At 54.1% G+C, this 15,024-nt stretch carries 11 protein-coding genes; 5 read left to right on the plus strand and 6 right to left on the minus strand.

Translation table 11 applies throughout. The features are described from left to right. The first annotated feature begins 2 nt into the window (after positions 1 to 2). On the plus strand, positions 3 to 743 hold the full coding sequence (gene pflA / locus CRO33_RS19960) for a pyruvate formate lyase 1-activating protein (protein ID WP_097119329.1): 741 nt from the start codon (positions 3 to 5) through the stop codon (positions 741 to 743). A gap of 48 nt (positions 744 to 791) precedes the next feature. On the opposite strand, the gene CRO33_RS19965 is transcribed toward pflA, so the two are convergent. Beyond that, positions 792 to 1,943, minus strand: a complete 1,152-nt coding sequence (locus CRO33_RS19965) for an MFS transporter (protein WP_058961785.1) — start codon at positions 1,941 to 1,943, stop codon at positions 792 to 794. On the opposite strand from CRO33_RS19965, the gene CRO33_RS24645 reads away from it, so the two are divergent. Further along, positions 1,891 to 2,118 carry a hypothetical protein gene (locus CRO33_RS24645; RefSeq protein ID WP_176505802.1) on the plus strand — a complete coding sequence of 76 codons (228 nt, stop codon included), beginning with the start codon at positions 1,891 to 1,893 and terminating at the stop codon, positions 2,116 to 2,118. The two genes, CRO33_RS19965 and CRO33_RS24645, sit on opposite strands and share 53 nt — an antisense overlap. Before the next feature lie 137 nt (positions 2,119 to 2,255). Here CRO33_RS24645 and serS read toward each other — a convergent pair whose 3' ends face one another. From serS to lrp, 5 genes are all read right to left on the minus strand, one after another. Beyond that, positions 2,256 to 3,548, minus strand: coding sequence for a serine--tRNA ligase (gene serS / locus CRO33_RS19970; protein WP_058961786.1), 1,293 nt, complete (start codon positions 3,546 to 3,548; stop codon positions 2,256 to 2,258). 96 nt (positions 3,549 to 3,644) lie between these two features. Beyond that, positions 3,645 to 4,991 carry a replication-associated recombination protein A gene (locus tag CRO33_RS19975; RefSeq protein WP_097119330.1) on the minus strand — a complete coding sequence of 449 codons (1,347 nt, stop codon included), beginning with the start codon at positions 4,989 to 4,991 and terminating at the stop codon, positions 3,645 to 3,647. Between the two features lie 7 nt (positions 4,992 to 4,998). After that, a complete protein-coding gene (gene lolA, locus CRO33_RS19980) occupies positions 4,999 to 5,610 on the minus strand; it encodes an outer membrane lipoprotein chaperone LolA (protein WP_097119331.1) in 612 nt (203 codons plus the stop codon). A 175-nt stretch (positions 5,611 to 5,785) separates the two neighbouring features. After that, positions 5,786 to 9,253, minus strand: coding sequence for a DNA translocase FtsK 4TM domain-containing protein (locus CRO33_RS19985; protein ID WP_097119332.1), 3,468 nt, complete (start codon positions 9,251 to 9,253; stop codon positions 5,786 to 5,788). A gap of 119 nt (positions 9,254 to 9,372) precedes the next feature. Beyond that, the gene (gene lrp / locus CRO33_RS19990; protein WP_006118610.1) at positions 9,373 to 9,867 is read right to left on the minus strand and encodes a leucine-responsive transcriptional regulator Lrp; all 495 of its coding nucleotides are present in this window, start codon (positions 9,865 to 9,867) and stop codon (positions 9,373 to 9,375) included. Positions 9,868 to 10,387: 520 nt separating this feature from the next. Here lrp and trxB point away from each other — a divergent pair. The 3 genes from trxB to cydC all read left to right on the plus strand — a co-directional run bounded on the left by trxB (position 10,388) and on the right by cydC (position 14,999). Next, a complete protein-coding gene (trxB, locus tag CRO33_RS19995; protein ID WP_045834092.1) occupies positions 10,388 to 11,353 on the plus strand; it encodes a thioredoxin-disulfide reductase in 966 nt (321 codons plus the stop codon). A 146-nt stretch (positions 11,354 to 11,499) separates the two neighbouring features. Continuing rightward, positions 11,500 to 13,269, plus strand: a complete 1,770-nt coding sequence (cydD, locus tag CRO33_RS20000) for a heme ABC transporter permease/ATP-binding protein CydD (protein WP_097119333.1) — start codon at positions 11,500 to 11,502, stop codon at positions 13,267 to 13,269. Then, positions 13,269 to 14,999 carry a heme ABC transporter ATP-binding protein/permease CydC gene (gene cydC / locus CRO33_RS20005; protein WP_097119334.1) on the plus strand — a complete coding sequence of 577 codons (1,731 nt, stop codon included), beginning with the start codon at positions 13,269 to 13,271 and terminating at the stop codon, positions 14,997 to 14,999. Before cydD ends, cydC begins: the two co-directional genes overlap by 1 nt. Positions 15,000 to 15,024 lie beyond the last annotated feature (25 nt).

Here is a 15,024-nt window from a genome sequence, read left to right on the forward strand (position 1 = left end):
CAATGTCAACCATCGGTCGTATCCACTCATTCGAATCCTGCGGCACCGTTGACGGTCCCGGCATCCGTTTTATCACCTTCTTTCAGGGCTGCCTGATGCGCTGCCTCTACTGCCATAATCGCGATACCTGGGACACGCATGGAGGTAAAGAAGTCACGGTGGATGACCTGATGAAAGATGCGTTGTCGTATCGCCACTTTATGAATGCCTCTGGCGGCGGTGTGACAGCATCTGGAGGGGAAGCGATCTTACAGGCCGAGTTTGTGCGCGATTGGTTCCGTGCCTGCAAGGCGGAGGGCATTCATACTTGTCTGGATACCAACGGCTTTGTACGTCGTTACGATCCAGTGATCGACGAACTGCTGGATGCCACCGATCTGGTGATGCTCGACCTAAAACAAATCAATGATGATGTGCACCAGATTCTGGTTGGCGTCTCTAATCATCGCACCCTCGATTTCGCGCGCTATCTGCAGAAGAAAGGCAAACGTACCTGGATTCGCTTTGTCGTGGTGCCTGGCTATTCCGATGATGATGACTCTGCCCATCGCCTCGGCGAATTTACGAAGGATATGGAGAACGTCGAGAAGATTGAGCTGCTACCCTACCATGAACTGGGCAAGCACAAATGGATTGCCATGGGTGAAGAGTACAAGCTGGATGGGGTAAAACCACCCAGTAAAGAGACCATGGAACGGGTCAAAAGTATTCTGACAGGATATGGTCACGAAGTGATGTACTGACAAAAAAGGGAGCTTAACGCTCCCTTTTTTCATTTGTTCATTCAGATATTATGCATGTGCAATTGGCGTGGCGTGCTGATCGGCCTTACGCAGCAGCATCACCAGATACACTAACGCGACGGCCGCAATCATCACAAACAGCAATCGGTCAGAGTAATTTTGCATCAGCATCGATGTCATACCCGGCCCGACCAGGCTGCCGATGGTGTAGCTAAACAGCAGCGCCTGATTCATCGCAACCAGTTCATGGTGCGCAACGGTTTCACATGCCCATGACATCGCCACTGGATAGAGCGTGAAGCCAGCCAGCCCCAGCACAAACAGCGCAGGCGCCATGGCAGTATCGCCCAACATGGCAATCGCCCCTAAAATGACCACAAACACCTGAACGCGCAACACCATCAGACGGCCAAAGCGGTCGGCAAGACGTCCCACTGGCCATTGACCGACGATGCCTGAACTCACCAGCAACGCCATCCAGTAACCGACGTTAGCATCACTCATTCCCCGATGGGACAGATATAGCGGCATCAGTCCATACAGTGAGCCCAATACAATACCGGAAATAATGCAGCCGTTAATGCCCAGACGTGAGCTGCGACGGCGCAACATGGTCCAGATGCGACCGGTAGAAGCCTCTTCAGTCGCGGAGCTGGCATTAACACGCAGGAAGACCACCGGCAGCACGGCACAGACGATCAGCGCGGTAACCCATGGGATCACCTGCAGGAGCTCAGTCGAAACGCGACTCACCAGCAACTGACCCGCTACCGTGCCGAGATAGTAGATGATCATATAGGCAGCCAACAGTTGACCGCGATTACGCACTGTACCGCTGCACAGCAACGCACTCTCCACCACCACCCAGATCAGCGCGCAACCAACACCCGCAACAAAACGCAGCGCAGTCCAGCTGTAGAAGCCTTCTAACAACACCATTCCCATGGTTGCGACGGCAAACAGGGCGCTGGCCAGATAGAAACAGCGATTAAAGCCATAGCGGTTGATTAACCAGCCCGCCAGCAATGTCCCCAGCAGATTCCCGGTGTAATAGGCTGAGCTGGCCATACCCACCTGCCATGTCGGCAGTTGATCGTGAGTAAGCCAAAGCGGTACCAGCGTATTAAGCACAGCAATAGACACCGTCATGAGCATTAAGCCGCAGAGCAGCAACACGACGGGGCGTGACCAGGTAGACATAGGGATTAAAAACCAAAGAAATGGAGATAATTGCGCGCAGTTTGCCATTCGCTATTTTAAAGTCAACGGGCAAAAAATCACCACAGCACAATTTGCTGCTGAACAATTTATTATTTTTATCTTCAGCAGCTTAGAGGAGATATATCATCACCATAACTCATCGCTATCTTCATGAATTTATGGATTTTAGTGTTTTGAGAGACTCTGCTGACGATGACGTTTATTTCTGATTAATTCTTACTAAAAAATAATCGCTCGCTCCTGAAAATAAAAAACCCGGCATTGCCGGGTTTGACTATCAGAAAGCTGGGGTTAACCAATGATTTCCAATCCGCCCATATAGGGACGCAGCACTTCTGGTACTTCGATACGGCCGTCAGCCTGCTGGTAGTTTTCCAGCACCGCCACCAATGTACGTCCAACTGCCAGGCCTGAACCGTTCAGCGTATGCACCAGGCGAGGCTTCTTGTCGGTTTTACTGCGGCAGCGAGCCTGCATGCGACGCGCCTGGAAATCCCACATGTTGGAACAAGAAGAGATCTCACGATAGGTATCCTGCGCCGGCAGCCACACTTCCAGATCGTAGGTTTTGGCGGAACCAAAGCCCATATCACCAGTACACAGCAGCACCTTACGGTACGGCAGGTTCAGCAACTGCAGGACTTTCTCAGCATGACCAACCAACTCTTCCAGTGCGTCCATTGAAGTCTCAGGCGCAACAATGTGCACCATCTCAACTTTGTCGAACTGGTGCATACGAATCAGACCACGCGTGTCGCGTCCGTAAGAACCTGCTTCAGAGCGGAAGCACGGCGTGTGCGCGGTGAGTTTGATCGGCAGATTTTCTTCTTCCACGATCTCATCACGCACCAGGTTGGTCAGCGGCACTTCCGCCGTCGGGATCAGTGCGTAGTTGCTGCTGCCCGCTTCTTCACCCAAAGGCTTGGTGTGGAACAAGTCTTCACCAAACTTAGGTAATTGGCCCGTACCAAACAGCGTCTCATGGTTGACCAGATACGGCACGTAGGTTTCCAGATAACCGTGCTGTTGAGTGTGCAGATCAATCATGAACTGGCTGAGCGCACGATGCAGGCGAGCGATCTGCCCCTGCATCACGATGAAACGTGAACCGGTCAGTTTCACTGCAGCGGCAAAATCCAGCCCTTTAACGGCTTCACCCAGCTCAACGTGGTCTTTTACCGGGAAATCGAACTGGCGCGGCTGGCCCCAGCGGCTGACTTCCTGATTCTCGCTATCGTCTTTACCCAGCGGCACTTCATCGACCGGCAGGTTAGGCAGCGAGAGGGCAAAATCGCGGATGGTGTTTTGCAGTGTATCCAGCTCAACCTTCGCCGCATCCAGGCGTTCGCCTAGCACGTTCACTTCCTGACGCAGTGGCTCGATGTCTTCCCCACGCGCTTTGGCCTGACCGATGGATTTGGATCGGGAGTTACGCTCTGCCTGCAGATTTTCAGTTTCTACCTGCAGTACTTTACGACGCTCTTCGAGCGAACGCAGCGTTTCCACATCCAGTTTGAATCCTCGGCGTGCCAGTTTTTCAGCGACTGCGTCTGGCTCATTACGCAGCAGATTGGGATCGAGCATGCTTATCCTGTGTAATTAAGGTTGGTTGAACGAATGAAGGGATGCATCCCACTGGAATGCATTGAAATACTTGCTCACCTTACCGTAAGGCGTTTATCAGCGGTAGCGTTTTATCGGGCTATTTTGATCCTGTTCAGCCAACCAGGCGAGTTTTTCGCCGATTTTCCCTTCAAGCCCCCGATTGGTGGGTTGATAGTAGCGCGTTTGCGCCATTTCAGGTGGGAAGAACACCTCTCCGGCAGCGTAAGCATTGGGTTCGTCATGTGCATAACGATACTCTTTGCCCAGCCCCATCTCTTTCATTAATTTGGTGGGCGCATTGCGCAGGTGCTCTGGCACATCATAATCCGGGAATTCTCGTGCGTCGCGCATGGCCGCCTTGAACGCCGTGTAAACCGCATTACTTTTGGGCGCGCAGGCCAGATAGACGATCGCCTGTGCGATGGCGCGCTCACCTTCTGCAGGCCCGACGCGAGTGAAACAGTCCCAAGCCGAAATAGCCACCTGCATACCGCGTGGATCGGCGTTGCCCACATCTTCCGAAGCGATCGCCAGTAAACGGCGTGCAACATACAGCGGATCACCCCCGGCCGTGATGATGCGGGCATACCAGTAGAGAGCGGCATCTGGCGCCGAACCGCGCACGGATTTATGCAGCGCCGAAATCAGATCGTAGAAACGATCGCCTTTATTATCAAAACGCGCCGCCCTTTCTCCCGAGACTTCATTCAGCAGCTGTGGCGTCAGCTCACGCTGACCTTGCGCGTTGCTCTCTGCCATATCCGCCATCATTTCCAGCGTATTCAGCGCACGACGTGCATCGCCGTTAACCAACTCAGCAATCATGCGCCGGGTGTTTTCTGGGAGCAGAATGTCGCTGTTACCGTAACCCCGCGCACTATCCTCCATCGCCTGGGTGAGCACCTGTTCAATATCTTCCGTGGTGAGCGATTTCAGCAGATAGACACGAGCACGCGATAGCAGTGCCGAGTTGAGTTCAAACGATGGATTCTCGGTGGTCGCACCGATAAAGGTAATGGTGCCATCTTCAATATGGGGCAGGAATGCATCCTGCTGGCTTTTATTAAAACGATGAACCTCATCCACAAACAGGATGGTACGGCGGCCCAGTTGACGATTCTGCCGCGCGCGCTCGATGGCTTCACGGATCTCTTTCACGCCGGATGTCACGGCAGAAATTCGCTCGACATCCGCCTTGCCATAGTGCGCAATGATCTCTGCCAGTGTTGTTTTCCCTGTTCCTGGCGGCCCCCACAAAATCATTGAGTGCAAATGCCCGGCTTCAATCGCGCGCGGCAGCGGTTTACCCGCCGCCAGCAGATGCTGTTGCCCGATATACTGCTGCAATGTGCCTGGCCGCATACGCGCGGCCAGCGGCTGGAACTCATTTGAAGAGGCGAAATCCAGGGACAGGTTACTCACCGCGACCTCACTGACGTTGATCGTCCACCGTTACCCCTTTTGGCGGTGTAAAGGTGAACTTATCTGGGCTAATCGCACCGTTTTTCTGGCTCTTCAGCTGATAATCACTGTGTTGACCATCTTGCTCAATCGCACTGAATTTGTTGATGGTGCCGGATGTAGAGACGTTGATGGTGAATTGCTTCAGGTTGCCATCGCTGCTTTTTGGCGTCAGTTCGAAATTATCACCCTGCTGCTTGATGTTGTACTGCTGCCAGTCGCTTGGCTGATTTCGGGCAATCAGCATGAATGGCGTATTGCTGGTGGCGTTCTGCAGCAGGCTAACGCTGGCTTGCTCGACGAACGGATTATAGAACCACAGGTTTTTACCGTCGGAGATAATCACGCTTTCGTCTGGCGCGGTCATATGCCAGTTGAATAAGCTTGGGCGTTTAACCCACAGCTCACCTTCACCATCCTGTACATTTGCACCGCTGCCATCTGTCACTTTCTGGCTAAAGCTGGCATGGAAGCTGTTCACTTTGTTCAGACGCTGCTGCAAATCGCTCGACGCATCCGCCAATACCGACGAAGAAACAAAACCGGCCAGCAGGCCGCAGGCAATAACGCGTAATTTCATCTGATTCGATTCCTTATTCATGGTTTCCCGACACTTACTGCATTAAACGTAGTTGCCGCTCTGTCTGTTCGACAGAAGAAAAAGCCGAAAGCTCCCAACGATATGGGGATCGTTCTGCAGATAAACAACGGGCCAGTGTTAACTGGCCCAGAAGTAAGTCATGGCGTGCGCTAGATTACATCTCATGCGGCGGCGGTGATAGCACCTCGCGGTTACCATTATGGCCCGGTTCAGAGACAATACCCTGCGCTTCCATCTGTTCAATGATGCGCGCTGCACGGTTGTAACCAATACGGAACTGACGCTGAACCCCGGAGATAGAGGCGCGACGTTTCTCGACCACAAATGAGACCGCCTGATCGAACAGCGGATCAAGCTCTTCATCACCATCAAGACCGCCCGCTGTGCTCTCGCTCTCTTCACCCGCGGTAATGCTGTCGATGTATTGCGGACGTCCACGTGCTTTCCAGTCCTGCACCACCGCATGCACTTCCTGATCGCGCACGAAGGCACCGTGGACACGCACCGGCATTGAGGAGTTAGGCGGCATGTACAGCATGTCACCCATCCCCAGCAGTGATTCCGCGCCGCCTTGATCAAGAATGGTACGTGAGTCAATTTTACTGGACACCGTAAAGGCGATACGCGTTGGGATGTTGGCTTTGATCAAGCCGGTAATCACATCCACCGACGGACGCTGGGTTGCCAGCACCAGGTGAATACCCGCCGCACGCGCTTTCTGTGCCAGGCGAGCAATCAACTCTTCAACTTTCTTGCCCACCGCCATCATCAGATCGGCGAATTCATCGACCAACACCACGATATACGGCAGTTTTTCCAGCACTGGCGGCGTAGTGTCCATGCTGTCACCCGGCTTCCAGAACGGGTCTGGAATTGGACGCCCCATGGCAGCAGCCTGCTCAATTTTCTCGTTGTAACCGGCAAGATTACGCACGCCCAGCGCAGACATCAGTTTATAGCGGCGTTCCATCTCACCCACACTCCAGCGCAGCGCGTTCGCTGCATCTTTCATGTCGGTGACCACCTCAGTCAGCAAATGCGGAATGCCTTCGTAGACGGAGAGCTCCAGCATTTTCGGGTCGATCATGATAAAGCGCACTTCTTCTGGTGTGGCTTTATACAGCATGCTGATGATCATGGTGTTCACACCAACCGACTTACCGGAACCGGTCGTACCGGCAACCAGCAGATGCGGCATCTTCGCCAGATCGGCCACCACCGGCTGGCCCGAAATGTCTTTACCCAGCACCACTGACAACGGTGACGGGTTATCACGGAACTTGTCGCAATCCAGCACTTCGCGCAGATACACGGTTTGGCGATGTTTGTTCGGTAATTCCAGGCCGACGTAAGGTTTGCCTGGAATCACTTCCACCACACGCACCGCGACGGCAGAGAGCGAACGGGCCAAATCGCGCGACAGGTTAGAGATACGCGCGGCTTTCACGCCAGGAGCAAGATCCAGCTCAAAGCGGGTGATAACCGGGCCAGGCGAGATGCCCACCACCTCAGCCTTCACACGATAATCGGCCAGACGCGCTTCAACCAGACGTGCTGTCTGCTCAAGCGCGAACATATCCACCGGTTCCTCTTCCGAAGGCGGAGAGGTCAGCAAATCAAGCGTCGGCAGCGGCGTAGAAGGCTTTTCCAGCGGACGTTCATGACGAACCAGGAACGGATGGAACAGGCTATCTTGCGCAGGTGCGACCGGTTGAGGCGCTTCTGCTGGCGCAGCATAGCTTTCGGTCTCGGGCGATGACCATGGGCTATTGTGCTCATTCAGCGATGGCATGGCTTCCGGCTGGGGTGCTGCAGGTTGTTGCCACTGCGCAGGTGCTTCAGATTGCGGTGCGGCAGGCTGCTGCCACTGCGCAGGCGCTTCAGGTTGCCGTGCGACAGGCTGCTGCCATTGCGCAGGCGCTTCCGGCTCAGGCGTGGCAGCGATGGTAAACAATGGCTCGCTTGGGCCGTCATCGACCAAATCTTTCATTGGCGAAAAATCAAAGGCTGATGAAGTATCAAGGTTAAATACTGGGCCTTCATTGGTTTTTGATTGCTGATAGCGTTGTTGCTGCTGAGCGGCAAACTGATTAGCCAACTGCGCCTGATGTAAAGCCTCTTCATCTTCTTCGACTTGATGCTGTCCGGTCTCTGCATAACGCTGCTGTTGCTGAGACGCAAACGCTTCACGCAGTTGGGCTTCCTGCAACGCGGCATCCTCTTCATGATCCTGTAACGGTTCATGATAGGTCGCGGTCATTTCAGGCAGTTGCTGTTCGGCTTCTTCTCGCGCTTTGTCTTCCGCCATACGCTGTGACGGCAACTTAATGCCGTAAGAAGCCAGTTCACGACGTGTTGGCAGTTTAACTTTGTTCGGACGCGGCAATTCAGGGCCAATACCCTGCTTCACCTGCGGGTTGTAATCGCGCTCCGGCACCACATCGAAAGCGGGTGTATACGCAGAAGCCGTTTTCGCTGCAGCTGCCCCCACTGCTGCGGCTGCCGCAGTGTTCAGAGAAGCAGATGATTGAGCGGCATCCTGCCAGTTCCCCATGCGTGGCCCTTCATCGTCATCAACGGGTGAAAACGCTGAAGGTGCAGGTTCGCCCGGAACTTCAAAGCGATACAGCGGCGGTGCTGGTTGAATAACCGGTTCAGGCGCAGGCGGTACCGCAACAGGTGCTTCTGCCGCTCGCACTTCCGGGGTATGAACAACAGGTGCCGCTTCGGCTGGTGCATTGAACACGGGGGAAGGCACAACTGGCGCCTGGTGTGCTGCTTCGGCGGTCACAGCAATGGCTGCAGCTGTCGCGGCACTGGCTTTGGCTAGCAGAGGATCATCCGGCAGCTGTTCGGCGATAGGCTCAGCCACCTTACGTGGCTTAGCCAGTAGAACGTCATCATCGTCATCATGCGATTGCGCAGCACGCAGTTGAGGCGCAGCATGTTCGGCATGCTCTTCCTCTTCTTCGTACTCATCTTCTTCCTGCCAGGGTTCGTCATGACGAGAGCGGTTGCTGGCGAAGGTCAGCACGCCCATCACCACGCTCCCGATTTTTTCGGCGATCGTCAGCCACGACCAGCCTGTGTACAGGGTTATGCCTGCCGCCCAGACGCAGATCAGCGTTAAAGTACCGCCGGCAGAACTAAACCAGGGTGCCATCGCATTACTGACGAGGCTGCCAATCACACCGCCCGAAGCAAAGTACCAGATGTCATCGACGTTCAGCGCGGCTAAACCACAAGTGGTCACCACCAGCGCCAGCACGCCAATCAGGCGTAAGCCCACCGCAAAGTAATCGATGTAATCCTGGCGATCGCGCTGACGGAATGTAATCCAGCACAAACCAATGATGACCGGAGGTATGGCATACGCCATCACGCCGAAAATGAATAAGAGCGTATCCGCCAGCCATGCGCCGACACTACCACCCAAATTATGGATCGGTTCATGCCAGGCGGTCTGAGACCAGCTGGGATCGGAAGGGTTGAAGCTAACCAGCGACACCATCAAATAGATGGCGAACAGGGCCACAAGGATGAGCAACGCTTCCAGCAGCCTGCGTCCACTGCTCAGCGGTTGTAACGAAACGTCTTTATCTTCTGTATATTCCTGGCTCAAGAGAACTCTCCAGGTGCCTGTAAATTAAGAAGGCAACAGCGCCGGGCAAGCCCGACGCTGGTCCTGTATGAATTCACAGGAGTGTACCGAATTCCTGCAAGTTTTGCACCTGCCCTGCATTACCGGGTTTTGATCACCAGACGATTGCTCTGTTTGACCTCTTCCATCACCACGTAAGTACGGGTGTCGTTAACGCCCGGCAGGCGCAGCAAGGTTTCACCCAAAAGCTTACGGTAGGCGGACATGTCCGGTACACGGGTTTTCAACAGGTAGTCAAAGTCACCGGAAACGAGGTGACACTCTTGAGTTTCCTCAAGTTTTTGCACAGCGGCGTTAAATTGTTCAAACACATCTGGCGCACCACGATTCAGAGTAATCTCAACAAATACCAGCAGTGAAGCATCCAGATAATGTGGGTTCAGTTGTGCGGTGTAACCCAAAATGAAGCCCTGACGTTCCAGGCGACGCACACGCTCAAGACACGGCGTAGGTGATAAGCCAACACGTTTTGAAAGCTCAACATTAGAAATACGACCGTCTTTTTGCAATTCATTCAGAATGTTTCTGTCGATACGATCCAGATCTTTTCCGGGGCGTTTCTTATTGTCTACCATTATTATTGTCTCTCTTAATTCCTTCCCTTTACCTGCCACACCCTGAAAACGCTCATTGTTCAGGGCCTTACTGAAGTGAAGACGATAAGTCTGTGCAGTAACGCTTCCATCCGTATGACGCATGTTGTCTGTCCACATCATGCGTCATTACCAATGTCAGACTGAGTTTATCCGGCAAAAACGTGCAAAACAGAAATGAAATTCTGTTTTGAACCGCTAAATATTCTCCGCTTCTGGTAATGTTTTCGCAAAACAGCAGGCGATTGTCAAAGTAAAACATCCAAATTCAGTACAAGATGCCAGATAGAGTTCTGGGTTGCTGTTTTTAAATGAGAATTTTTATGCTGCTGCACCAGAATTTGCCGAGCATTGCCCCCTTTTGGCGCAATCGACGTGCAGAATTTGCACTCATCGACTACGCCGCTTGCAGCGATTGTTATCAAAATTGCTGAAACCTTTTTTTGCTGCGCTAATTTCCCTACAATCAAAAACTATGTTGTCGCAAAAAACTGAGGAACGCATGAGTACGGCCAAACACAGTAAGCTGCTCATTTTAGGCTCCGGCCCTGCCGGATATACTGCGGCAGTCTATGCCGCCCGCGCTAACCTGAATCCGGTATTGATTACCGGGCTGGAAAAAGGCGGTCAGCTCACCACCACAACTGAAGTGGAGAATTGGCCAGGCGATCCGAACGATCTGACAGGCCCGGCGTTGATGGAACGTATGCAAGAGCATGCCGAGAAATTCAACACCGAAATTATTTTCGACCATATTCATACGGTAGATTTGCAGAATCGCCCGTTCCGTTTAACGGGGGACAGTGGCGAATACACCGCTGACGCGCTGATCATTGCTACTGGCGCCTCCGCACGTTATCTCGGCCTGCCCTCTGAAGAAGCGTTCAAAGGCAAAGGCGTTTCCGCCTGTGCGACCTGTGACGGTTTCTTTTATCGCAATCAAGAAGTCGCGGTGATTGGTGGCGGTAATACCGCGGTGGAAGAGGCCCTTTACCTGGCAAATATCGCGGCGAAAGTCCATTTGATTCACCGTCGTGATAGCTTCCGTGCGGAAAAAATCCTGATCGATCGTCTGATGGATAAAGTGCGCAACGGCAACATCGTACTGCACACTGATCGCACACTGGAAGAAGTGGTCGGCGATCAGATGGGTGTCACCGGTGTGAAACTGCTTTCCACCAAAGGTGAAGAGCCGGAAACGCTGGATGTTGCCGGGCTGTTTGTGGCGATTGGTCATAGCCCGAATACTGCCATTTTCGACGGCCAGCTGGCGCTGGAAAACGGCTATATCAAAGTGCAGTCCGGTCTGCAGGGCAATGCGACCCAGACCAGCATTCCTGGCGTGTTTGCGGCGGGTGACGTGATGGATCATATTTATCGCCAGGCGATCACCTCTGCCGGCACCGGCTGTATGGCGGCGCTGGATGCAGAACGCTATCTTGACGGGCTTGTTAAAACCGATCTGTAACTTGTTAATAAGCTGATCATAATTGCAAAGAGGCGACCTGTTTAGGTCGCCTTTTTTATTGCCTGCATGCTAAAGTTCATGCGCTTACTATTTCCGGATACTTTATCCGGTTTTGCCTCTCTCCATCAGTGATCAAACGGCTTCGCATGGAAAAATCACGGCAGCAACATCTTCTTCGCTGGCTCCGCCAGCAACGTCTTCATGGCGCACGAAGTTTACGTGCCGCATCGCTATTCGGTTTTGCCGGTGCACTGGTGATTATTGCTCAAGCCTGGTTGCTGGCCTCGCTGCTGCAGAATCTTATTGTCGCCCAACAACCGCGCGGTACCCTGCTGACTGATTTCATCCTGCTGCTGTTGTGCTTTGCTCTTCGCGCAGGTCTGCACTATGCACGAGAAATGGCGGGTTACCGTGCTGGCGTTGCCATCCGTCGCGCTCTGCGCAAGCAGGTACTGGATAAGCTGAATGATTTAGGTCCTGCCAGGGTTCAGGGCAAACCAGCGGGAAGCTGGGCAACGCTGCTGCTTGAGCAAATTGAAGAGATGCAAGAGTATTACGCGCGGTATCTGCCACAGATGTCACTGGCCGTTTTTATTCCCTTCGCCATCCTGATAGCCATCTTCCCGATTAACTGGGCGGCAGGATTGATCCTGCTCGCGACCGCACCGCTGATTCCGATTTTCATGGCGATGGTCGGCATGGGTGCCGCCGATGCAAACCGTCGCAACTTCCTCGCACTGGCACGTCTGAGCGGCGATTTTTATGACCGCCTGCGCGGGCGTGAAACCTTGCGCCTGTTCTACAGGGCTGCCGCTGAACAGCAGGCGATTGCTGAAAGCACCACGGATTTTCGTCAGCGCACCATGGAAGTGCTGCGCCTTGCTTTTCTCTCTTCCGCAGTGCTGGAATTCTTTGCCTCACTGGCGATTGCCGTGGTCGCGGTCTATTTCGGCTTCTCCTACCTTGGCGAACTCAATTTCGGTCATTACGGCACTGGCGTGACCTTGTTTGCTGGATTCCTGGCACTGATATTGGCGCCTGAGTTTTTCCAGCCGCTGCGCGATCTGGGTACTTTTTACCACGCTAAAGCGCAAGCTGTGGGGGGCGCCGATGCACTGGATCGTTTTCTTAACGAAAGTCCGGAAATCCCAGCTTCCGCCTCCAGCCTGTCAGTCGCTTTCGATACCCCTTTAAGCCTTGAAGCACAAGATTTGGTGGTGATGACAGCCAAAGGTGAAGCGTTATCACAGCCGCTGAATTTTACGCTTGAGGCGAATAAACGCGTGGCGCTGGTGGGTCAGAGTGGAGCGGGTAAATCAGCACTGATGAACGTGTTGCTCGGTTTTCTGCCCTATCAGGGATCGCTGCGGGTCAATGGGCATGAACTGAGGGATATCAGCCGTGAGAACTGGCAGCAGCATCTGGCGTGGGTGGGTCAAAATCCCCATTTGCCCGCGACCACGTTGCGCGAAAACCTGTCTCTCAACAGCAGCATGGATGAAGCAACACTGCGCAGCGTTTTGCAACAGGCGGGCGTGGATGAGTTTCTCGCCCGTTTACCGCAAGGCCTCGACACATCCATTGGCGATGGTGGAATGGGCCTTTCTGTTGGCCAGGCACAACGCGTCGCCGTTGCGCGTGCACTGTTGAAACCGGCACAACTACTGCTGCTGGACGAGCCCGGTTCAGGTCTTGATAGCCAAAGTGAACAGCATGTGTTGCGCGCATTAAACCAGGCCGCCACACAGCAAACCACCCTCATGATCACCCACCAACTTCACGATCTTGCCAGTTGGGATGAAGTTTGGGTGATGCAATCCGGGAAACTGGTGCAGCAGGGGCAGTGGCAACAACTGATTGCTCAGGACGGGCCGTTGCGTGCCATGGTGCAGCATCGCCAACAGGAGATTGTCTGATGAATCCACTATTGCCGTTTCTGCGCCTGTTTCGTCGTCATCCCTGGCGTTTAGGTCTGGGCATCGTGTTAGCCATTGCGACTTTGCTCGCCAGTATCGGCTTGCTCACCCTATCTGGCTGGTTCCTTGCCGCCTCATCGCTGGCTGGCGTGGCTGGCCTTTACAGTTTCAACTATATGTTGCCCGCAGCAGGGGTGCGTGGCGCGGCCATCACTCGCACTGCGTCGCGTTACTTCGAACGCTTAGTCAGTCACGATGCCACTTTCAGGGTGTTGCAGCATTTGCGTGTGTTCACCTTTAGCAAACTGATCGCACTGGCCCCCGAACAACTGGCCTGTTTCAGACAGGGCGAACTGCTTAACCGCTTTGTCAGTGATGTCGATACGTTAGACCATCTCTATCTGCGCGTCATTTCACCGCTGGTCGGCGCGGCGGTAGTGATAGTGGTAGTCACTTGCGGTCTGGCGATATTGGATGTGCCACTGGCGCTGCTGTTGGGCGGGATGATGTTGCTGACGCTTTTGCTCATGCCGCCGCTGTTCTGGCGATTAGGCACCTCAGCCGGGCATCGCATCGCCCAGCACCAAGCCAGTTGGCGTTTGCAACTGACGCAATGGGTAACCGGACTCGCTGAATTGCAAATTTATGGTGCTGCGGCCTTATGGCGTCAAAAACTGGATGCGGAGGAAATGCGCTGGCAGCAGGCACAGCAGCGTCAGCATCGTCTGCAAGCGCTGGCACAAAGCCTGTTATTGTTAACTAGTGGATCAACCGTCGTCTTGCTGCTGTGGATCTCCGCAGCGGGCGTGGGCGGCGATAGCGCACCTGGCGCATTCATCGCACTTTTCGTGTTCTGCGGCCTGGCGGCATTTGAAGCGCTGGCACCGGTAGCAGGCGCCTTTTTGCCGCTTTCGCAGGTCACTGGTGCGGCGCAACGCGTACAGGAAATCATTGAGCAAGCGCCTCTGATTCGTTTTCCATCCTCGACCGTGCCCTCTGATTCGGGCATCAGCCTGACGCTGGAAAAAATCACTTTCAGCTATCCGCAGCGACCGGAACCGGTACTCAGGCACTTCTCGCTGACACTGCGAACCGGTGAGCATCTGGCACTGCTCGGCCCCACCGGCTGCGGCAAATCCAGTTTGCTGGCACTGATCACGCGTGGCTGGCAGGCGCAGCAGGGTGACATTCGACTGAATAATATTCCCCTAGCTGAGTGGGACGAAAAAAGTCTGCGTCAACGTATCAGCATGGTCACGCAGCGCGTGCATCTGTTTAGTCAGACGTTACGCGATAATTTACTGCTGGCACACCCTGCCGCCAGTGATGAACAACTGAATGCAGCACTGCATCAGGTTGGACTCACCCATTTGGCGGAACATGATGAAGGGCTCAACGCATGGATGGGCGAAGGTGGCCGCCCGCTGTCGGGAGGCGAACTGCGCCGCCTGGCCATTGCACGCGCCCTGTTGCACAACGGCGATCTATGGTTGCTTGATGAGCCCACCGAAGGCCTGGACGCCACCACCGAACAGCAGATATTGACGCTGTTGCGCCAGGTCAGTCAGGGTAAGACGGTTATCATGGTGACCCATCGCCTCAGCGGCCTGGCAACAATGGATCGTATTTGCGTGATGGACCAGGGACAGATTATTGAGTCGGGCACGCATGACGAATTAATCTCAAAAGCAGGACGCTATTGGCGTTTCCACCAGCGCTTTGCGCTATAGTCTTAGCGAGCAGCCCGAAGGGTAA

It is taken from the genome of Pantoea sp. GL120224-02 (assembly GCF_900215395.1).
Taxonomy (GTDB): domain Bacteria; phylum Pseudomonadota; class Gammaproteobacteria; order Enterobacterales; family Enterobacteriaceae; genus Pantoea; species Pantoea communis.